Here is an 18423-nt window from a genome sequence, read left to right as displayed (position 1 = left end):
GGCCGGTAGGACTGGACTGCCGGGGCTTACTTCTTCAGCTCCATCACCGGCACGAACCCGCCGTAGATCAGGCGCTTGCCATCGAACGGCCAGGGGTTCTTCTCCGGGTCCATGCGCGGGTCGTTGCCTTCCATCATCTTTTTCATGCCGGCGTCGCGGGTGGCCTTGTCCGGCCACTCGATCCACGAAAACACGACGGTCTCGTCGTCCTTGGCCTTGACCGCGCCGAAGAAGTCGGTGTGCTCGCCGTGGGGGACGTCGTCGCCCCAGCATTCCAGGACGCGCAGCGCGCCGTATTCGATGAAGATCGAGTCGCCGGTGCGGGCATGTTCGATGAACTTGGCCTTGTTGGCGGTGGGCACTGCAAGAATGAATCCGTCGACATAGGACATGGCAATCTCCAGGTCGGGGCTGACACGAAATGTGCGCCTTCCGGTCCTCGACGAGTGTGAAGGGCCGAGATCGACATCCCGACACGGCGCGATTGCGCCGAACGAAGCGACCTACTTGTGGTAGGCCGGAATCAGCGACGCGCGCAGGTTGCTCTCTTCCAGCATCCGCCGCAGCCGCTGTTCGACCTCTGGCAGGTTCTCCAGGTGCTGCGGCGCATACAGGGAGTAGGTGGGCCTGTCGGCCGGATACAGGCCCTGACTGCGGCCAACGCTGACGTTGGGGGTCCCGCAGGCACGCGACCACAGCCGTTTCAGGTCGGACGGACCTATGCTCTGGTCGCTGCCAAGGGTGAACCTGAACATCGCTGTCTGGTGACTCATGTGCTCGGCTCCGCGTGGCACCCGAGTATGCGCCTTTTGCGCGCCCGCGGCGGGCCGGGCCTCGGTGGCGGCGTCGGAAGGAGTAGGATGTACCTGTAGTCGTTGCATCTCGCGTCCCGTCCGACCGCCGTCCAGTCGCCCGCTTCGCTCCTTTTCATGCCCTTGTTTCGCCCTGTGCGGAACAGTGCCCCTTCCGGAGCGCCCATGCCGGGTTACACCACCCGCAATCTCACCCTGCATATCGGCGGGGAGGAATACCGACTGCGTGCATTGAGCGATCGCCAGCAATTCATCGATCGCGAGGGTGCTGCCGATCGCGCCGGCATTTCCTCGGCTCAGTGGAGCCTGTTCGGCCAGCCGTGGCCGGCCGGCTGCGTGCTGGCCGAAGCCATGAGCAGCTTCGACATCGCCGGCAAGCGGATCCTCGAACTGGGCTGCGGGCTGGCGCTGTCGAGTCTGGTGCTGCAGCGGCGTGGCGCGGACATCACCGCCAGCGACTACCATCCGCTGGCGTCCTCCTTCCTGGAATACAACGCCGCGCTCAATGGCTTGCCCGCGATTGCCTTCCACGACCTGCCGTGGGCAACTCCGGACGCGACGCTGGGACACTTCGATCTGATCATCGGCAGCGACATTCTCTACGAGCGCGGCCATGCCGCGCTGCTTTCCGCGCTGATGCTGCGTCATGCCCATCCCGCTGCCGAACTGGTGATCGTCGATCCCGGCCGCGGCCAGAGTTCGCGTTTCGTTCGTGCCATCCGTGCCCAAGGTTATGAATGCAGTGAGGAGCGCATGCGCTTCGACGAAGCCGAGACGAAGCCTTTTCCCGGGCGCCTGTTGTACTGCCGGCGCCCCGCCGCCGTGACTGCGTCATGACCGTGTCATCGCGCAAGCCGGCGGTATCTTGCAGTCGCTGCGATGCGGTCTGCTGCCGTCTGACCGTAGTGCTGATGCCGGGTGACGACGTGCCCCCGCACATGGTCGAACACAGCGAGAGCGGTCCGGATGTGATGGCGCGCAGCGAGGATGGCTGGTGCGTGGCCGTGGACCGCGATCGCATGTGTTGCAGCATCTACTCGCAGCGCCCGGCGATCTGTCGCAAGTTCGCGATGGGCAGCGCCTACTGCCGCGAAGAACGCGAAGCCTACCGACAGCGGAACGAGCGGACGATCCCGCTCGAGCTGGCGCCGGACTGAGAAAGCGACCGGCCGCCTGTTCAGCCGGTCGAGGTGTCCAGGGTGCACGCCTCGAGCGTGCTCTTGGATGCCTCGGGTGAGCGCCCCAGCCTTCAGCCGTTGTCGATAACCGGCCGGACAATGGTCTCGTAGGCCATTTCCCGGGGTGGTTCACAGCCTGCGCCACATGACGTTCTCAACACCGACGGGCAATGTCGCCCGAACGGGAGAACCGGAGATGACGCGAATCTATCGTGGGCAGGCGCAGATCGAGAGCCTGGACACCTACTTCATCGATGCCATCGGCCTGGCACGTTCGGCGGCGGGATGGCTGCAGCCGCGCAACCGCAACACGCTCCTGGACCCGACCAGTGCCGATTCCGCCATCGTACGCACGGCGCTCACCACGTATTTCGGAGTGCAGTTCGGGCCCGGCCCGGTGCCCGCGATGAGCCAGGGCGACACCACCTTCGTGGACACGCTGCAGACCGTGTACGCGGCCATGGCGACGGCGCTCAATACCTGGACGGTCTACGTCGAGTACGCGGATTGGGACGAGCACGATGCCGGCGAGTACGCGGCGGCCGGGCCGCCGGTAGTGTTTCCGGGCCCCGACGGCGAGGTCGACCCGGCGAATCCGAACAGCTTCCAGGCGACCTGGGCCGACGTGCGCAACAACATCAACCGGGGCACGCAGAGCTACGTGTTCATGCACAACGGCGTCCCGCTCACGGTCTCGCCCGCCCGGGATCTGGCGTTCAAGATCCAGCTCAATGTACGGTTCCGGAACGCCGATGACGAACTCAAACAGGAAACGATCCTGCACGAGATGTCGCACGCGCTGGCCGACACCAACGATGCCGCCTATGCGGACACCATCGTCCAGGCGCGCCAGATCTGTGCTGCCCACGGCGCGCCGACGGCACGCGACACCGCTGATTGCTGGGGGTTCTTTCCGTTCGATATCTAGCGGATGGCGCCCGATGCTAGAGTGCCCGGCTCGCCATCAGACCGCCCGGAGCACACGCGATGACCAGCACCACCGCCTTCTACCCGATCGGCACTTCCGGCGTACCCTGGGGCCAAACCGAGAAGCAGGAATGGTTGTCGCGGCAGGTGCGTCATCGCAGCTACGCGGACGAGGTGCTTGCCCGCATCGAGCGCCTTCGCGGACGCTTCGACGTGGAGGAGTACGGTCGACTCGACTACGCTGACGGGATGTATCCGCTATGCGCCATTCGCAATCCCGACTGGCGCGACGACCTGCCGATGGCGTTGGTCACCGGCGGCGTGCATGGCTACGAGACCAGCGGCGTCCATGGGGCGCTGCAGTTCGTCGAACAGCATGGTGCGGACTACGACGGCCGGGCCAATCTTCTGGTCGCACCATGCGTCAGTCCATGGGCATACGAGCGCATCCTTCGCTGGAATCCGGGTGCAATCGATCCGAACCGGTCGTTCCGCGGAAACAGCCCTGCCGGGGAGTCGGCGGCGTTGCTGGGTCTGGTCGCGCCGCTGCTCGGCCGTTTCGTGCTGCATATCGACTTGCACGAGACCACCGACAGCGACGAGACCGAGTTCCGCCCGGCGCTGGCCGCGCGTGACGGCAAGCCGTTCGAACCGGGCGAGATCCCGGACGGCTTCTACCTGGTCGACGACAGCGAGAACCCGCAGCCGGAATTCCAGCAGGCGATCATCGCGGCGGTCGAGCAGGTCACCCACATCGCTCCGGCCGATGCCAGGGGCGAGATCATCGGCTCGCCCGTGGTCGCCCCCGGCGTCATCCGATACCCGTTGAAGTCGCTTGGCCTGTGTGCCGGCATCACCGGCGCCCGCTACACCACGACCACCGAGGTCTATCCGGACAGCCCGCGCGCGACGCCCGCGCAATGCAACGACGCCCAGGTGGCCGCGGTGCGTGCAGCGATCGGGTACGCGCTGGCGCATTGAACGGTTCCGCCCCCCGAGCGCGGTCGTCATCCGCGACATCGTCGGTTTTTTGGCCGGAGCCGTGATCCGATCGCGCCTGTCAACCTGACCGCGTGCTCGAACGTTAGACTCGGAATAGTCCGCCCCATACGGTGCCCGTGTGACTTTCGCGACGTCCGCCAGAGCCCTGCTGTTGTTGTTCTGCCTGTTGCCGCTGCCGCTGGCGGCGCAGGAACAGGCCGAAGGCGACCACGTGAAGGTGACCTGGCTGGTACCGGAGCGTTTCGGCCCGCAGCCGGAGACGATCGGGCTGCATTTCGAGGTCGATCCGCACTGGCATGTGTACTGGCTCAATCCCGGCGATTCGGGGGCCGAGCCGCGGTTCGATTTCTCCGGAAACGCGACCGTCGGGCCGCCACAGTGGCCGGCACCGACACGGTTGCCGGTCGCGCACCTGACCAACCTCGGCTATGAAGGGAGCGTGGCCTACCTGTTCGAGGTCACGCCGGCGCAGGGTGCGCAGCAGGTCGAACTGAGCGTCGACCTGGAATGGCTAGTGTGCGAGGAGGAATGCATCCCGGGTTTCGCCACGATGAGCTTGAACCGCCCACTCGGAGAGAGCGGGCAATGGCGGCCGGAGACGCTGCAGCGGCGCGACGCCGCCGCCGCACGGGTGCCGAAGCCCGGGGCCGGCTCCGGCTGGACGCTCGGCGCGGCGCATGTCGATGAAGGCAGCCTCTCGCTGGATGCGAGCGGATCGGGGCAGGCGCCGCCGCAGCTGTACCCGAAGGACGGGGCCTTTGTGTCGCCGGCAGAGCCACGGGTCGAACGCAGCGGGGACGGTTGGCGGTTCCGTTTTGCGACCCAGGCGGGCATGCAGGCGCCGGATGCGCTGGGTTTCGTGCTGGTCGAGGGCGATGAAAGCTGGGACTTCGATGGCATCGCAACGTTATCCGGGGCCGTGGCCGCAGTGCCGGACGGAGGCGCGCAGGGGGCGGTCGCGCTCGGATGGCTGCTGGCGTTGGCCTTTGCCGGCGGAGTGATCCTTAACCTGATGCCCTGTGTGTTCCCGGTGCTGGCGATCAAGCTGTTCAGCCTGATCGGGATGCCCGGTGGGACGGGATTGCAATCGCGCCTGCGCGAAGGACTGCTGTATACCGCCGGCGTGCTGGCCACCTTCGCTGCCTTGGGCGGAGTGTTCCTGGCTTTGCGCGCCGGAGGGGCGGCGGTGGGCTGGGGCTTCCAGTTGCAGTCGCCGGTGGTGGTGCTGTTGCTGGTGCTGTTGTTCTGGACGATGGCGCTGGCGTTCCTGGGCGTGTTCGAGCTCGGCCACGGCCTGACCCGGCTGGCGGGCAAAGGCGGGGGCGGGTCGTTCGCGACCGGCGTACTGGCGGTGTTTGTGGCTGCGCCGTGCACCGGGCCGTTCATGGGGGCGGCGCTCGGAGCCTCGGCCACCTTGCCGGCGCAGCAGGCGATGGCGATCTTCCTCGGCCTCGGTGCGGGCCTGGCGGCACCGTTCCTGCTGTTGGCGGCGACCCCGGCACTGGTCGAACGACTGCCGAAACCCGGGCCGTGGATGGATACCCTGCGCCAGCTGCTGGCTTTCCCGCTGTTGGCCACGGTGCTGTGGCTGCTGTGGGTGCTGGGCCGGCTCGGCGGCGAGGGCCGCTGGTTGCTCGGTGGCATCGCACTGCTGTCGCTGTCGTTCGCGCTGTGGTTGTTGCGCAGTCGGCGTCGTGGCCTGCGCTGGACGGCCGTGGTGCTTGCGGTGGCCACGCTCGGGTTCGCTGTGCGCGATGCCGACCGCCTGTCGGCGCCGGCGACAGCGGTCGCCACTGCGTCCGCTTGGCAGGCTTACGACAGGGCCCGCATCGATGCGGCGCGTGCCGTTGGGCAGGCGGTGTTCATCGACTACACGGCGGCCTGGTGCATCACCTGCCAGGTGAACAAGGCGGTGGTGCTGGATACGGAAGAAACCCTGCGACTGTTCGACGACCACGACGTTCTGCGCGTTCGTGCCGACTGGACCCGCTACGACCCGGCGATTACCGCTGCACTGGCCGAACTGGGCCGCAACTCGGTGCCGGTGTACGTGTTCTATCCGGCCAACGGTGGCGCCGAGCGGGTGCTGCCCCAGATTCTCGGTCGCGGCGATATCCGCGATCTTTTCCCTGCCGATTCCACAGGAGACAGCTCATGAACTTCCGCAAATCGATCCCCGGCCTGCTGCTTGCCGTCATGGTGGCGGTGCCGGCCGTCGCCTTCGCCGATGCCGTGCCGGGCCAGCCGGCACCAGCCTTCAGCCTTGTCGACGCGAGCGGCAAGACCCACCGCTTGTCCGACTACACCGGCAAGTGGGTGGTGCTGGAGTGGTTCAACAAGGATTGCCCGTACGTGAAGAAGCACTATCTCGGTTCGGACAACATGCAGGCAACCCAGGCGGCAGCGACCGCGAAAGGCGTCGAATGGTTGACGGTGATCTCCTCGGCCGAAGGCAAGCAAGGTCATTTGGCCCCGGCTGCGGCACTCGACGTGGCCAGAGAATACAAGCTGGCCGCCAGCGCACCGTTCCTGCTCGACGCCAGCGGCACGGTGGGCAAGGCCTATGGGGCCAAGACCACACCGCATATGTACATCATCGATCCGCAGGGCACGGTGGTTTATGCCGGCGCAATCGACAGTAACAACTCAGCCAATCCGGCCACGATCGCGGGGGCGACCAATTACGTGACCGCGGCGCTGGACGAGGCCATGAGCGGCAAGCAGGTTTCCATCCCGGCGACCCAGCCCTATGGCTGCACCGTGAAATACTGATGCCCTGAAGAGGGGCTGGCATGTCGCCATGCGGCGCCGCCCGGACGGGCTGCGCCGGTTGTGGCGGTTGCGCATCGGCAGGGGCATGGAACCTGCCGATGGCGGATTGGTCTGCTTATGCCGCGATACTTCAGCCTCGCTCGATTCGGCGGGCTTGTTTCAGCAGGCCCGTTTCAGCGGGCTTATCTCGGCAGGCTTATCCCGGCAAGCTTATTTCAGTCGTGGCAGCTTGAAACGCAGCATGCGCCCGACCAGGGACATGGTCCGCATCACCTTGGCGGTGCGCGGATCGGCCGGGAAGAAGGACTCGATCGCCAGTTCCGACAGGGTCACTTCGACCGGGGTGCCGAACACGGTGGTGGTGCTGAGGAAGGACAGTTCGCCGAACTCGCTGCGTAGCCGCATCGGCACGGCGATCGCGTCCGGTTCCAGTTCCTCCTCCAGTTCCGGCCCGGGGTAGCCCTGCAGTTCCTGCAGAAGCTCTTCCAGCGTGCCGTCGCCGGTGCTTTCGACCTGCTGGCGCAGGCGGTGCAGCAGGTGCGCGCGCCACTGGCCGAGGTTGACCACGCGCGGCGCCACCCCTTCCGGGTGCAGGCTCAGGCGCAGCACGTTGATTGGCGGTTCCAGCAATTCTGGCGCCACGCCGCGCAGGAACGGCGCCACCGCGCGATTGGCCGCATGCATGCGCCAGTGGCGGTCGACGGCCAGAGCGGGAAAAGGTTCATGGCCGCGCAGCACCAGTTCGATGGTGCGTCGTGCCGCGTCCAGGCCGGCATCGTCCAGCGGGCGCTCCCCGTAGACCGGCGCGTAACCGGCCGCGGTGAACATGCGGTTGCGCTCGCGCAGGGGAACGTCGAGCCGGTCCGACAGCCGCAGCAACATGGCGCGACTGGGGCGGAGCGGCCGGTTTCGAGGAAGCTCAGGTGCCGCGACGAGATCTCGGCCAGGCCGGCCAGGTCTTCCTGCGACAGCCGGCGGCGATGGCGCCATTCGCGCAGTTGATCGCCGAAGGGGGGCATGGGTTCGTGGACGGTCATGGCTGCAGACCATAGCCGAAGACAGGGAAGCTAGTGCATTACCTGCCAGGTAATGGTTCCGGTGCACGGGCGCGGGCAGCATGCCTCCCGACCCAACCACGAGGAGAACTGCCATGTCGATGCAACACCGCTTCGCGAATCCCGGATTCCTGCCCCGCCTGTTGCGCGTCGATGGCCTGGCCACCGGTGCGACGGCCCTGTTGTTGATTGCCGGCGCGGACATGCTGGCGCCGTTGCTGGCATTGCCGGCCGGCCTGTTGCGCATCGCGGGCCTGATCTGCGTACCGTTCGTGGCCTGGGTGCTGCTGCTGTCGCGTCATGCCCGGGTGCCGCGCCTGGCCATGGTCGCGGTGGTGGCGATCAACTTCGCCTGGGTGGCGGCCAGTGCCTGGGTGGCCTTCGGCCCGGTCTGGCAGCCGACGGGGTTCGGTATCGTCTTTGTATGCGCGCAGGCTCTGGTGGTCCTGGTCTTCGCCGAACTGGGCTGGATGGGCCTGCACGCCACGCGGCAGGGGCGGACTGCGCTGGCCTGATGGTGCACTCCGGGTCGCCGCCTGGGCATGCCTGAGGATGGAGCCGGAATCCGCGCATGGACGCGCCGCTTCGGTCGGCACCTGCAGATACCTGAGGAGGGAGGCATCATGTCTCCCGTGTCGATTTCCATCGGCCCGGATCGTCGATGGATCGAGGTCCCTCGATACTGGAGAAACCGCATGTCCCTCATTAAGCCCATCACCCCGCACCTGTGGTTCGACAAACAGGCCCGGGAGGCCGCTGAATTCTACTGCTCCGTGTTCCCGGACTCGCAGATGGAGTCTGTCACCACCTTGCACGACACCCCTTCGGGCGACTGCGACGTGATCTCCTTCAGCCTGCGCCGGCAGCCGTTCATGGCGATCAGCGCCGGACCGCTGTTCAGCTTCAATCCCTCGGTTTCGTTCATGGTCAACTTCGACCCCTCGCGCGACCCGCAGGCACGCGAGCATCTGGACGCCGCGTGGGAGAAGCTGATCGACGGCGGGCAGGCGCTGATGCCGCTCGACGCGTACCCCTTCAGCCCGCGCTATGGCTGGGTGCAGGACCGCTACGGCCTGTCGTGGCAGTTGATCCTGACCGATCAGGCCGGCGAGCCGCGGCCGGACATCATGCCGGCGTTGCTGTTCACCGGCGACGTCTGCGGCAAGGCCGAGGAGGCGGGCGCGTTCTACCGGTCGGTGTTCGACGGTTCGCGGGATGGGCAACTTGTCCGCTATCCGGCCGGCATGGAGCCGGAAAAGGAGGGGACGGTGATGTTCTCCGACTTCCGCCTCGACGATGACTGGTTCGTCGCGATGGACAGCGCCCGCGAGCACGGTTTCGGCTTCAACGAAGCGGTTTCCTTCATGGTCCATTGCCGCGACCAGGCGGAGGTCGACCGTTATTGGGCACAGCTGTCCACCGTGCCTGAAGCCGAGCAATGCGGCTGGTGCAAGGACCGCTACGGCCTGTCCTGGCAGGTCACCCCGGCGGTGCTTGGCGAACTGATATCGTCGGGCGACAAGGACCAGGTGGCGCGGGTGACGCAGGCATTCCTTGATATGAAGAAGTTCGACGTGGCGGCGATCGAGGCCGCGGCGAAGGGAGGTCGCTGAGATGGCCGGCGACAACACGGTGAAGGGACCGGCGTCCTATTTTCCTTCCATCGAGAAGACCTACGGCAAGCCGATCAACCACTGGCTGGACGTGCTGGATGCCATGGAGGGAAAGAAGCACATGGAAATGGTGGCCGCACTCAAGTCCGGGCACGGGATCGGCCATGGGCATGCCAATGCGCTGGTCGCCTATCATCGTGCCCGGGCGGACACTGACGGCCTGCCCATGCCACTGCCCGGACAATCGGGCCCCGGGAGATTTCCGATGCGTTTGTTGTTGGCCTTGATGGTCCTGCCGCTGCTGTTGCTGGCCGGTGTTGTACGGGCGGGTGATCTTGCCATCGTCAATGCGCGTATTTACCCATCTCCCGACGCGGAGCCGATCACGGACGGTACGGTGCTGGTGCGCGACGGCCGTATCGTCCAGGTCGGCACCGCCGTGGAGGTGCCGGATGGCGCGATGGTGATCGATGCCGGGGGCGACACGGTCACCGCCGGCTTCTGGAACAGCCACGTGCACCCGCTGCCGCTGCCGTTGCGCGAGGCCGCGACACGCTCGCCGGCCGAGTTGGAGTTCGCGCTGCGGCAGATGTTCGCTCGCTGGGGTTTCACCACGGTGTTCGATATCGCCTCGTTTCCGTCGGGCAATACCGCCACGCTGCGCGGGCGCATCAACGCGGGTGAGGTGGCAGGCCCATCGCTGCTGACCGTAGACATGCCGTTCTTCCCCGCGGATGGCACACCGTCCTACGTGAAGGACCTGCTGGATTCGATGACTGCGCCGAGTGCCGAGGTCGCGACGGCCGACGAGGCCCGTGAGCGTGCACGCCGACAGCTGGCTGATGGTGCCGACGGGGTGAAACTGTTCATCGGTGCGATCGTCGATGACGGAACGGGGGTGAGGCTGATGGACCTGGAAATTGTCCGCGCGGTCGTCGAAGAGGCCCATCGCGCCGGCAAGCCCGCGTTCGCCCATCCGACCACGCTGGAGGGCATCGAGATCGCGCTTGCTGGTGGCGTCGACGTGCTCGCGCATCCCACGCCGGCTTCCGGTGCATGGAGTGCCGAGCTCGCACGACGGCTGGTGGAAGAGGGTGTCGCGTTGACGCCGACGCTGGAACTGTTCGAGATCGAGGTGCGCAAGGAGAATGCGCCGGAGGCGGTCGTGGAGAGGATCGCCGGCATCGCCCAGCAGCAGTTGCGCGTGTTCCACGAAGCCGGCGGGCAGGTGCTGTTCGGCACCGACATCGGCTACAGCGACCAGGCCGACACTCGCCGAGAGTTCGAACGCATGGCCGGTGCGGGGATGGACTGGCGCGCGATCCTCGCCAGCCTTACCACCGCGCCGGCCCGGCGTTTCGGCCAGGATTCGCGCAAGGGGCGCATCGAGGCGGGGATGGACGCCGACCTGGTCGTGCTCGGCAGCGATCCCGCCGACGACCCGCAGGCCTTTTCAGGTGTGCGCTACACCGTGCGCGGTGGTGAGGTGATCCACCCGGCGCCATGGCATCGGCCGTAGTCGCCAACGACGCGATCAACCTTCCGGCGTTAATCCCGGCTGAAACGACCCGGGGCGGGTCATTGTCATGACTCAGTGAAGGCCGCTTGTCGGAATACCCTCGGGAAGGTCTGAACAAGGGTATCGAAGGACTTGTTCAGAGGTTCCCTTACAGCACTGCGCGCAAAATGAAGAAGAAGATCACCGCCAGCACCGCGCCGGCGGGCACGGTGATCAGCCACGACAGGAAGATGTTGCGGATCACGGTGAGATTGATGGCCGAGATGCCACGGGCGATGCCGACGCCCAGGACCGCGCCGACCAGGGTGTGGGTGGTCGAGATCGGCAACCCGGTACTCGATGCCAGCACGATGGTGCTCGCCGCCGACATCTCGGCGGCAAAGCCGCGACTGGGGGTGAGCGCGGTGATCTTCTGGCCGACAGTGCGCATGACCTGCCGCCCGTAGGTCGCCAGGCCCAGCACGATGCCGCCGCCGCCCAGCAGCAAGACCCACGGCGATACCGCCGAGCGCCCCTCGACCATGCCGGTCGAAGCCACGGAAATGACCGCGGCGACCGGGCCGACCGCGTTGGCGACGTCGTTGGAGCCGTGCGCGAACGCCATCGAGCAGGCGGTGATGACCATCAGCACGCCGAAGATGCGCTCGACCGTTGCGAAGCGGAACTTGCGGTCGGCCTTGGGATCGACCTGGATGCGGTCGATGATCAGCTTGCCGGCGATGGCCACCGCGATGGCCATCGCGACCGAGATCATGAGGTTCTGCCGGGTGGTCAGGTCCAGCCCGACGTGGGAGAGCCCCTTGGTCAGGGTCATCATGACGATCATGAAGGCGGCGACCAGCATGTAGGCCGGCACGAAGCGGCGCGCCCGCGCGATCGGATCGGTGCGATCCAGGATCAGCACCTGCACGCTGCGGAAAATGAAAAAGGCGAAGGTGCCGGCGACGACCGGCGACACCACCCAGCTCATCACGATCTGCCCGACCTTGCCCCAGTGGACCGCTTCGGTGCCGATGCCGACCGCGGCGAAACCGACGATCGCGCCGATGATGGAGTGGGTGGTGGACACCGGCCAGCCCATCTTCGAGGCGATGTTGAGCCAGACTGCCGCCGCCAGCAGCGCGGCGAGCATGCCGTAGATCATCAGCTCGGGGGTGTCGGCCAGCAGGCTGGCGTCGACGATGCCGCTGCGAATGGTCGAGGTGACGCTGCCACCGGCCAGCACCGCGCCAGCGAACTCGAACACCGCGGCGATGATCACCGCCTGCTTGAAGCTGATCGCCTTGGCGCCGGTGGAGGTGGCCATGGCGTTGGCGACGTCGTTGGCGCCGATCGCCCACGCCATGTACAGGCCGAAGATCGCAGCCAGCGCGATGTACAGGGTCATCTGCTCCATGCCGTTCTCCTCAGCGCGCCAGCAGGCGTTGCAGGCGGCTGCCCACGCGCTGGGCGTAGTCGCCGACCTCTCCGATCCACTCGATCGCCCGGTACATGAACACGACGTCCACCGGCGGCAGGTCTTTTTCGCGGAGGAACAGCGCCGCGCGCACTTCGGCCTGCAACTGGTCGGTGTCGTCCTCGATCGCGTCGAGCTGGTCGATCAGTTCCTCGACGAGGTCCACCTCTGCACCGCGGAAACCGGTCTCGAACAGTTCGTCCAGCTCGTTGACGCCGCGCTCGGCCTGGTCGACCGCATCCACACAGCGGCGAACCAGCTTCATGAGCGCGTCTCCCACCTCGACCGGGAAGGTCATGCGCCGGCCGATGACGATGCCGGATACGTCCTTGGCGGTATTGGCCACCCGGTCCTGGACCATCAGCAGGTCCAGCAGGTCGGCGCGCGGCACCGGCATCCACAGGTTGTCTGGCAAGTTCAGGCGCACATCTTTCTTCATGTCGTCGGCGACCTGCTCTTTCGACACGATGCGCTCGCGCGCGGCATCGGCGGCGCTCCAGTCGCCCTTCAGCACCGCTTCCATGAACGGGGTCAGCTCGCGCGCGCAGGCGGCCGCTTCCTTGAAGTGCTTCTGCAGCGGCCGGACCGGCGAACGACCGAAAAGATTGGCGACAAAGCTGCCTGCCATGCTGGATTCCTCGTGGGAGCGGGGCCGGCGGACCGTGCCGGTTGTCATCAAACCGCAATTGTCTGCGGAAAACGGTGTCGAGGGAACCGTGGGATGGCGATCGGGCCCGCGGTCCCGGCTGCAGCGCGTTCAGGTGGGCGCCGCCACGCTACGGGCCGACCGCCCCCAACCCTTGGCACTGTCCGGGCCGGCCTGGGGCCGGTACAACCCGACGCCCCCCTCGGGGAATTTCGAATCCGGGAGAACAGTTTTGAAGAAGACCCTGCTGTACGCCGCCACCGTCGCCGTCCTGGGCCTTGTGGCCCCGGTGACCACCGCCACTGCTCACGACCGCTGTCTCGATGCCGGCTGCGACGCGCGCATGCTGTTCGACTCGCCGGACGCGGGCTCCGGTGCCGCTGTGGCCACGGTGGCCTCGCCGCGCATGGGCGAGTGGGGCATCGACACCGGCGGCATGGACCGCGATGCCCGCCCGGGTGCCGATTTCTTCGCCTACGTAAACGGCAACTGGGCGCAGACCACCGAAATTCCGTCAGACCGCTCCAGGTACGGCGCCTTCGATCTGCTGCGCGAGTTGTCTGAAGCGCGCGTGCGCCAGTTGGTGGAGGGTTACCCGCTCGGCGACCCGGCGGTCGACGGCGATGCCGCCAAGGTTGCGGCCCTGTACCAGGGCTTCATGGACGAGGCGGCCGTCGAGGCGCTGGGCGCCAGGCCACTCCAGCCGCACCTTGACGCGATCCGCGGCGCGCGGGACAAGAATGCGCTGGCCGCCTTGATGGGCCGGGCCCATGGCGGCTTTGGCGGCAGCTTTTTCGGCGCCTTCGTCAGCGACGATCAGCGCGACCCGGACAACTACGCTTTGTACCTGAGCCAGTCCGGCCTTGGCCTAGGCGACCGCCAGATGTACCTGGACGAGAAGTTCGAACCGCAGCGCGAGCGCTACGTCGAATACCTGGCACAGATGCTGGAACTGACCGGCTGGGAACGGCCGGAGCACAACGCCAAGGCGATCATGGCGATGGAAATGAAGATCGCCGAGGCGCACTGGACCCGTGCCGAGAGCCGTGACCGCGACAAGACCTACAACCCGGTCGAGATGGCCGGGATGAACGCGCATGCACCGGGTTTCCCATGGGCGACTTTCTTCGAGGCCGCCGGCGTCGAGGCCGCCGGGCGCGTGGTGTTGCGTCAGGATTCGGCGATGCCCGAACTGGCGAAGATCTTCGCCGAGACCGAGCTGGACACGTTGAAGGCGTGGATGGCATTCCAGACGGCCGACTCCGCGGCACCGTTGCTGTCGAAGGCCTTCGTCGACGCCCAGTACGAGTTCCGCAACAAGTTCCTGAACGGCCAGCCGGAACAGCGCGATCGCTGGAAGCGCGGCGTCGAGTTCGCCGAGCGCGCGATGGGCGAGGCGATCGGCCGCGACTACGTGCAGTTGTATTTCCCCGCCGACGCCAAGGCCAAGATGGATGCCCTGGTCGCCAACGTGAAGGTGGCGATGGGCGCGCGGCTGGATCAGCTTGAGTGGATGGGGCCGGAGACCAAGGCCGAGGCCCGGGACAAGCTCAAGGGCTTCGGCTTGAAGATCGGCTACCCGGACAAGTGGCGCGATTACAGCGACCTCGAGGTCGTCAACGGCGACCTGTTCGGCAATGCCGAGCGTTCGCAGCGCTTCCACTGGGATTTCCGCCGCAACCGCCTCGGCCGGCCGGTCGACAAGGACGAGTGGGGCATGACTCCGCAAACGGTCAATGCCTACTACTCGTCGGTGAAGAACGAAATCGTGTTCCCGGCCGCGATCCTGCAGCCGCCGTTCTTCGACCCGGATGCCGACCCGGCGGTCAACTATGGCGGCATCGGTGGCGTGATCGGCCACGAAATCATCCATGGCTTCGACGACCAGGGCCGCAAGTCCGATGGTAATGGCGTGCTGCGCGACTGGTGGAGCGTCGACGATGCCGCACGCTTCGAGGCCGAGGCGGCCAAGCTCGGTGCGCAGTATGAAAGTTACGAGTTCCCGGAACTGCCCGGCATGCACATCAACGGCCAGGTCGCGATGGGCGAGAACATCGGCGACCTCGGCGGCCTGACCATTGCTTTCGAAGCCTACCAGCGCTCGCTGGATGGCCAGCCGGCGCCGGTACTCGACGGCTTCACCGGCGAGCAGCGCTTTTTCATGGGCTGGGCGCAGGTGTGGCGCACGCTCTGGCGCGATGACGCACTGCGCCAGCAATTGGTCAACGGCCCGCACTCACCCGGCCAGATCCGCGCCTTCGCGCCGCTGCGAAACATCGATGCGTGGTACGACGCCTTCGGCATCGGGCAGGGCGATACGCTCTACATCGCTCCGGAGGAACGCGTACGGATCTGGTGATTCGCACACTCCGACAACCATCGCGGGGCCGGATTACCGGCCCCGTTTTCATGTGTGCGATCCTTCGATGGCCGCGCGGATTGCGGCTGGATCGTGCCGTTTCAGTGAAGTTCTGCGTGTCGCCTCGATCTCGCTGAAAGGACGCTCTGATGCGCTTTACAGCAAAAAACAGGCCATTTTCTGCATCCCGTTGATTTGCGCCATGCGTATGCGGACGCTAGCCTGTTTGGATTCCAAGTGTCTTAGAGAGGTCCGGGCTGCCCGTGATTTCGCGAGGTTCCGTGTGTTTGTGTTTCTGTCTGTTTGCATTGTCCATGTCCGGGGCGCGTGCGGCCGAGGGTGATCCCGAGTTCGATCTGGGCGGTGCGGTCCGCTTCAATTACGGTTGGCTCGACTACGGCGACAATCCAGGTGCCGACCTCGAGCTGCTGCGTGTCGACGCCAAGGGCAGCGCAGGTCCAGCATTCTTCTCCCTCCAGTACCGCTGGTACGACGGTTTCCATGCCGTGCATCACGCGTGGGCGGGCTGGAAGCTTGATGATGTCTCCGATGTCCGTGTCGGCATCCAGCAGGCGCCGTTCGGGCTGTTGCCGTATGCCTCACAAAGTTTCTGGTTCGGTTCCGGCTATTACCTCGGCATCGAGGACGACTACGACCTGGGCGTGGTCTGGCAGCGTGCCGAAGGCCCGCATCAGTTCCATGCCGGGGTTTTCCTTGCGGACGAATACGGCACCGGGGCGCGCTACGACCGCTATTCGTTCGACGTCGCCACCACCGATGACCTGCCGTACCGCGAACGTGAGCGGTTGAATTTACGCTACGAGAATTCTCGCGACTGGAATGGCGCCGAGCTTGCGCTGGGTGCCTCGCTGTTCAGCGGCAAGGTCGAGAATCGCATCGATGGCGGCAAGCACGGACACGACGGTGCGGCCGTGCATGCGCAATGGAAACGCGGCGGCACGACCGTGCAACTGCAGTGGGCGCGCTACCGTTACCGCATTCCGGAATCGCGGATCGCGATGTCGGCGTTCGAGTTCCCGTTCGAGATCGCGGCCGAGGCCGACGTGCCTACGTTCAACGTCGCCTATGCGCTGCCGAGCTCCGGCTGGTTCGACGGCATCACCTGCTACAACAATCTCAGCACGACACAACCGGTCGGCAGCGATCCGGGCCTGCGGGAGTCGTGGCAGAACGTCACCGGTTGCAGTTTCTCGAAGGGGCCGATGTTCACCTATGTCGACTGGATCGCAGGCAAGAACATGTGGTTCGTCGGAGGCTCCGGCATTGGTATCGAAGAGCCCGGATCGGATCGCTGGCGCTCGCGCCTGAACATCAATCTCGGCTTCTATTTCTGACGCCGAAGGGCCGCGTATCGCGGTCGAACGTGGACGCGGCACGGCAGCAACGACTGCGCTTGCCGTATCCGTCCAATCGAGGAAGACAGCTTCACCGAGGAGTACGCGCCATGAGCGAACAGCAGATTGCAGCGCTCGAAAAGGTCTACGAGACCGATTACGAGGCAGGCCAGAACAACATCAAGGCGTTCGGCCTCGACTTGCACAACCCCGTCTTCATCGTCAGTGCGGCCCTGACGTTGCTGTTCGTCGTGCTCTCTCTGGCCGCCCCGGAGCGTGCGGGCGAGGTGCTGCTCGGAGCCCGGGTGTGGATCCAGAATACCTTCGACTGGATGTTCCTGTCGGCAGGCAATATTTTCGTCCTGTTCTGCCTGGCGCTGATCGTGCTGCCGGTAGGCAACATCCGGATTGGCGGCCAGGAGGCAAAACCCGAGTTCTCGCGACCGTCATGGTTTGCGATGCTGTTCGCGGCGGGCATGGGCATCGGCCTGATGTTCTGGAGCGTGGCCGAGCCGGTGGGTTACTTCACCGAGTGGTACGGCACCCCGCTGGACATCGCTGGCGGTACTGAAACGTCGCGCGAGGCTGCGCTCGGCGCCACCATGTACCACTGGGGCCTGCACCCGTGGGCGATCTACGGGGTGGTGGCGTTGTCGCTGGCATTCTTCGCCTACAACAAGGGTCTGCCACTGACCATTCGCTCGACCTTCTATCCGATCTTCGGCGAACGGGTCTGGGGGCCGCTGGGTCACGTCATCGATACGCTGGCGGTGCTGGCGACACTGTTCGGCCTGGCGACTTCATTGGGTCTGGGTGCCAAGCAGGCCGCGGGCGGCATCGAGTTCCTGTTCGGCGTATCGGGCGGGTTGGCGTTGCAGGTCGGCATCATCGCCGGCGTCACCGCCATCGCCACGATTTCGGTGATTCGGGGGATCAATGGTGGTGTCAAGCTGCTGAGCAATATCAACATGATATTGGCGGCGGCATTGCTGCTGTTCGTGATCATTGCCGGTTCGCTGCTGGCTTTCGCCGGCAATGTCGGAACCACCGTGCTGTCCTATGCGGAGTACATCCTGCCGCTGAGCAATCCGGCCGGTCGCACGGACGACACCTTCTACCATGGCTGGACCATCTTCTATTGGGCCTGGTGGATTTCGTGGTCGCCCTTCGTGGGCATGTTCATTGCCCGTGTGTCCAAGGGCAGGACAGTGCGCGAGTTCATGACCGCGGTGCTGCTGGTGCCGATGCTGCTGACCATCGTCTGGATGAGCGCGTTCGGCGGCAACGGACTGGATCAGTCGATGACGGGAATCGGCGAGCTGGCCAAGGGGATCGGCGACGAGTCTCTGGCGCTGTTCCAGATGCTGCAACACTTGCCGTGGACGGCGATCACTTCGTTGATGGCCATCGTGCTGGTGCTGCTGTTCTTCATCACCTCGTCGGATTCTGGCTCGCTGGTGATCGACAGCATTACTTCGGGCGGCATGGTCGATGCGCCGGTCGTACAGCGCATCTTCTGGGCGGTGACCGAGGGCCTGGTTGCCGCGGTGCTGCTGGCCATCGGCGGCGAGGCGGCGCTGAAAGCCCTGCAGGCCGGTGCTGTGAGTCTGGGATTGCCGTTCACCTTCGTGCTGCTGTTGATGTGCGTGAGTCTGGCGATGGGGCTGCACCACGAGCGCAAGCTGATGCGCCTGACGGGGTAGAGCCGCGCCGCTTGCGTTTCCGCGAC

17 protein-coding genes and 2 pseudogenes are annotated in these 18423 nt (G+C 65.8%); 13 read left to right on the top strand and 6 right to left on the bottom strand.

Going from position 1 to position 18423, the window contains the following annotated elements; translation table 11 throughout:
* Positions 1–26 precede the first annotated feature (26 nt).
* Positions 27–392, bottom strand: a complete 366-nt coding sequence (locus FKV23_RS09510; protein WP_141623633.1) for a DUF1428 domain-containing protein — start codon at positions 390–392, stop codon at positions 27–29.
* A gap of 111 nt (positions 393–503) precedes the next feature.
* On the bottom strand, positions 504–773 hold the full coding sequence (locus tag FKV23_RS09505) for a hypothetical protein (protein ID WP_141623632.1): 270 nt from the start codon (positions 771–773) through the stop codon (positions 504–506).
* A gap of 204 nt (positions 774–977) precedes the next feature.
* Here FKV23_RS09505 and FKV23_RS09500 point away from each other — a divergent pair, with 204 nt between their 5' ends.
* The 6 genes from FKV23_RS09500 to FKV23_RS09475 all read left to right on the top strand — a co-directional run bounded on the left by FKV23_RS09500 (position 978) and on the right by FKV23_RS09475 (position 6691).
* A complete protein-coding gene (locus FKV23_RS09500; protein WP_141623631.1) occupies positions 978–1649 on the top strand; it encodes a class I SAM-dependent methyltransferase in 672 nt (223 codons plus the stop codon).
* Positions 1646–1969, top strand: a complete 324-nt coding sequence (locus tag FKV23_RS09495) for a YkgJ family cysteine cluster protein (RefSeq protein ID WP_141623630.1) — start codon at positions 1646–1648, stop codon at positions 1967–1969. The genes FKV23_RS09500 and FKV23_RS09495 overlap by 4 nt, the downstream gene beginning before the upstream one ends.
* Before the next feature lie 217 nt (positions 1970–2186).
* On the top strand, positions 2187–2918 hold the full coding sequence (locus FKV23_RS09490) for a hypothetical protein (protein ID WP_141623629.1): 732 nt from the start codon (positions 2187–2189) through the stop codon (positions 2916–2918).
* A 59-nt stretch (positions 2919–2977) separates the two neighbouring features.
* A complete protein-coding gene (locus FKV23_RS09485; protein WP_141623628.1) occupies positions 2978–3898 on the top strand; it encodes a M14 family metallopeptidase in 921 nt (306 codons plus the stop codon).
* Between the two features lie 139 nt (positions 3899–4037).
* A complete protein-coding gene (locus FKV23_RS09480; protein ID WP_141623627.1) occupies positions 4038–6077 on the top strand; it encodes a protein-disulfide reductase DsbD family protein in 2040 nt (679 codons plus the stop codon).
* A complete protein-coding gene (locus tag FKV23_RS09475) occupies positions 6074–6691 on the top strand; it encodes a thioredoxin family protein (RefSeq protein ID WP_141623626.1) in 618 nt (205 codons plus the stop codon). Before FKV23_RS09480 ends, FKV23_RS09475 begins: the two co-directional genes overlap by 4 nt.
* A 210-nt stretch (positions 6692–6901) precedes the next feature.
* On the opposite strand, the gene FKV23_RS09470 is transcribed toward FKV23_RS09475, so the two are convergent.
* Both FKV23_RS09470 and FKV23_RS17510 read right to left on the bottom strand, forming a co-directional pair.
* Entirely contained in the window at positions 6902–7573 is a 672-nt protein-coding gene (locus FKV23_RS09470) for an MmyB family transcriptional regulator (RefSeq protein WP_244243966.1), read from the bottom strand.
* A gap of 65 nt (positions 7574–7638) precedes the next feature.
* Positions 7639–7710, bottom strand: a pseudogene (locus tag FKV23_RS17510) (hypothetical protein); the annotation flags it as partial.
* A 131-nt stretch (positions 7711–7841) separates the two neighbouring features.
* Here FKV23_RS17510 and FKV23_RS09465 point away from each other — a divergent pair.
* From FKV23_RS09465 to FKV23_RS09450, 4 genes and pseudogenes are all read left to right on the top strand, one after another.
* Positions 7842–8261: a hypothetical protein gene (locus FKV23_RS09465; protein WP_141623625.1), complete on the top strand. Its 420-nt coding sequence runs from the start codon at positions 7842–7844 to the stop codon at positions 8259–8261.
* A gap of 108 nt (positions 8262–8369) precedes the next feature.
* Positions 8370–9359 (top strand): VOC family protein, encoded by a 990-nt coding sequence (locus tag FKV23_RS09460; RefSeq protein ID WP_208543139.1) that lies wholly within the window; start codon positions 8370–8372, stop codon positions 9357–9359.
* Position 9360: 1 nt separating this feature from the next.
* Positions 9361–9561: pseudogene (locus FKV23_RS09455) on the top strand (DUF4287 domain-containing protein); the annotation flags it as partial.
* A 24-nt stretch (positions 9562–9585) separates the two neighbouring features.
* Entirely contained in the window at positions 9586–10878 is a 1293-nt protein-coding gene (locus FKV23_RS09450) for an amidohydrolase family protein (RefSeq protein WP_341867587.1), read from the top strand.
* 148 nt (positions 10879–11026) lie between these two features.
* Here the strand turns inward: FKV23_RS09450 and FKV23_RS09445 are convergent, their stop codons facing one another.
* Together FKV23_RS09445 and FKV23_RS09440 are read right to left on the bottom strand one after the other, a co-directional pair.
* The gene (locus FKV23_RS09445) at positions 11027–12274 is read right to left on the bottom strand and encodes an inorganic phosphate transporter (protein ID WP_141623624.1); all 1248 of its coding nucleotides are present in this window, start codon (positions 12272–12274) and stop codon (positions 11027–11029) included.
* 10 nt (positions 12275–12284) lie between these two features.
* Complete coding sequence (locus FKV23_RS09440) at positions 12285–12962, bottom strand: TIGR00153 family protein (RefSeq protein ID WP_141623623.1); 678 nt, start codon at positions 12960–12962, stop codon at positions 12285–12287.
* 250 nt (positions 12963–13212) lie between these two features.
* On the opposite strand from FKV23_RS09440, the gene FKV23_RS09435 reads away from it, so the two are divergent.
* From FKV23_RS09435 to FKV23_RS09425, 3 genes are all read left to right on the top strand, one after another.
* Entirely contained in the window at positions 13213–15339 is a 2127-nt protein-coding gene (locus FKV23_RS09435) for a M13 family metallopeptidase (protein ID WP_244243965.1), read from the top strand.
* A gap of 314 nt (positions 15340–15653) precedes the next feature.
* Positions 15654–16694 (top strand): hypothetical protein, encoded by a 1041-nt coding sequence (locus FKV23_RS09430; RefSeq protein WP_244243964.1) that lies wholly within the window; start codon positions 15654–15656, stop codon positions 16692–16694.
* Between the two features lie 110 nt (positions 16695–16804).
* On the top strand, positions 16805–18397 hold the full coding sequence (locus tag FKV23_RS09425; protein ID WP_141623621.1) for a BCCT family transporter: 1593 nt from the start codon (positions 16805–16807) through the stop codon (positions 18395–18397).
* Positions 18398–18423: the final 26 nt, after the last annotated feature.

It is taken from the genome of Lysobacter alkalisoli, from assembly GCF_006547045.1.
GTDB classification, from domain to species: domain Bacteria; phylum Pseudomonadota; class Gammaproteobacteria; order Xanthomonadales; family Xanthomonadaceae; genus Marilutibacter; species Marilutibacter alkalisoli.
Note: the sequence above shows the minus strand (reverse complement) of the source record. Positions and strands in the feature narration are given on the sequence as shown.

Excerpts from the sequence above, each read along its gene's own strand:
- FKV23_RS09510 (WP_141623633.1), bottom strand. The coding sequence starts at position 392 with ATGTCCTATGTCGACGGATTCATTCTTGCAGTGCCCACCGCCAACAAG.
- FKV23_RS09505 (WP_141623632.1), bottom strand. The coding sequence starts at position 773 with ATGAGTCACCAGACAGCGATGTTCAGGTTCACCCTTGGCAGCGACCAG.
- FKV23_RS09500 (WP_141623631.1), top strand. The coding sequence starts at position 978 with ATGCCGGGTTACACCACCCGCAATCTCACCCTGCATATCGGCGGGGAG.
- FKV23_RS09495 (WP_141623630.1), top strand. The coding sequence starts at position 1,646 with ATGACCGTGTCATCGCGCAAGCCGGCGGTATCTTGCAGTCGCTGCGAT.
- FKV23_RS09490 (WP_141623629.1), top strand. The coding sequence starts at position 2,187 with ATGACGCGAATCTATCGTGGGCAGGCGCAGATCGAGAGCCTGGACACC.
- FKV23_RS09485 (WP_141623628.1), top strand. The coding sequence starts at position 2,978 with ATGACCAGCACCACCGCCTTCTACCCGATCGGCACTTCCGGCGTACCC.
- FKV23_RS09475 (WP_141623626.1), top strand. The coding sequence starts at position 6,074 with ATGAACTTCCGCAAATCGATCCCCGGCCTGCTGCTTGCCGTCATGGTG.
- FKV23_RS09470 (WP_244243966.1), bottom strand. The coding sequence starts at position 7,573 with ATGTTGCTGCGGCTGTCGGACCGGCTCGACGTTCCCCTGCGCGAGCGC.
- FKV23_RS09465 (WP_141623625.1), top strand. The coding sequence starts at position 7,842 with ATGTCGATGCAACACCGCTTCGCGAATCCCGGATTCCTGCCCCGCCTG.
- FKV23_RS09460 (WP_208543139.1), top strand. The coding sequence starts at position 8,370 with ATGTCTCCCGTGTCGATTTCCATCGGCCCGGATCGTCGATGGATCGAG.
- FKV23_RS09450 (WP_341867587.1), top strand. The coding sequence starts at position 9,586 with ATGCCACTGCCCGGACAATCGGGCCCCGGGAGATTTCCGATGCGTTTG.
- FKV23_RS09445 (WP_141623624.1), bottom strand. The coding sequence starts at position 12,274 with ATGGAGCAGATGACCCTGTACATCGCGCTGGCTGCGATCTTCGGCCTG.
- FKV23_RS09440 (WP_141623623.1), bottom strand. The coding sequence starts at position 12,962 with ATGGCAGGCAGCTTTGTCGCCAATCTTTTCGGTCGTTCGCCGGTCCGG.
- FKV23_RS09430 (WP_244243964.1), top strand. The coding sequence starts at position 15,654 with ATGTCCGGGGCGCGTGCGGCCGAGGGTGATCCCGAGTTCGATCTGGGC.
- FKV23_RS09425 (WP_141623621.1), top strand. The coding sequence starts at position 16,805 with ATGAGCGAACAGCAGATTGCAGCGCTCGAAAAGGTCTACGAGACCGAT.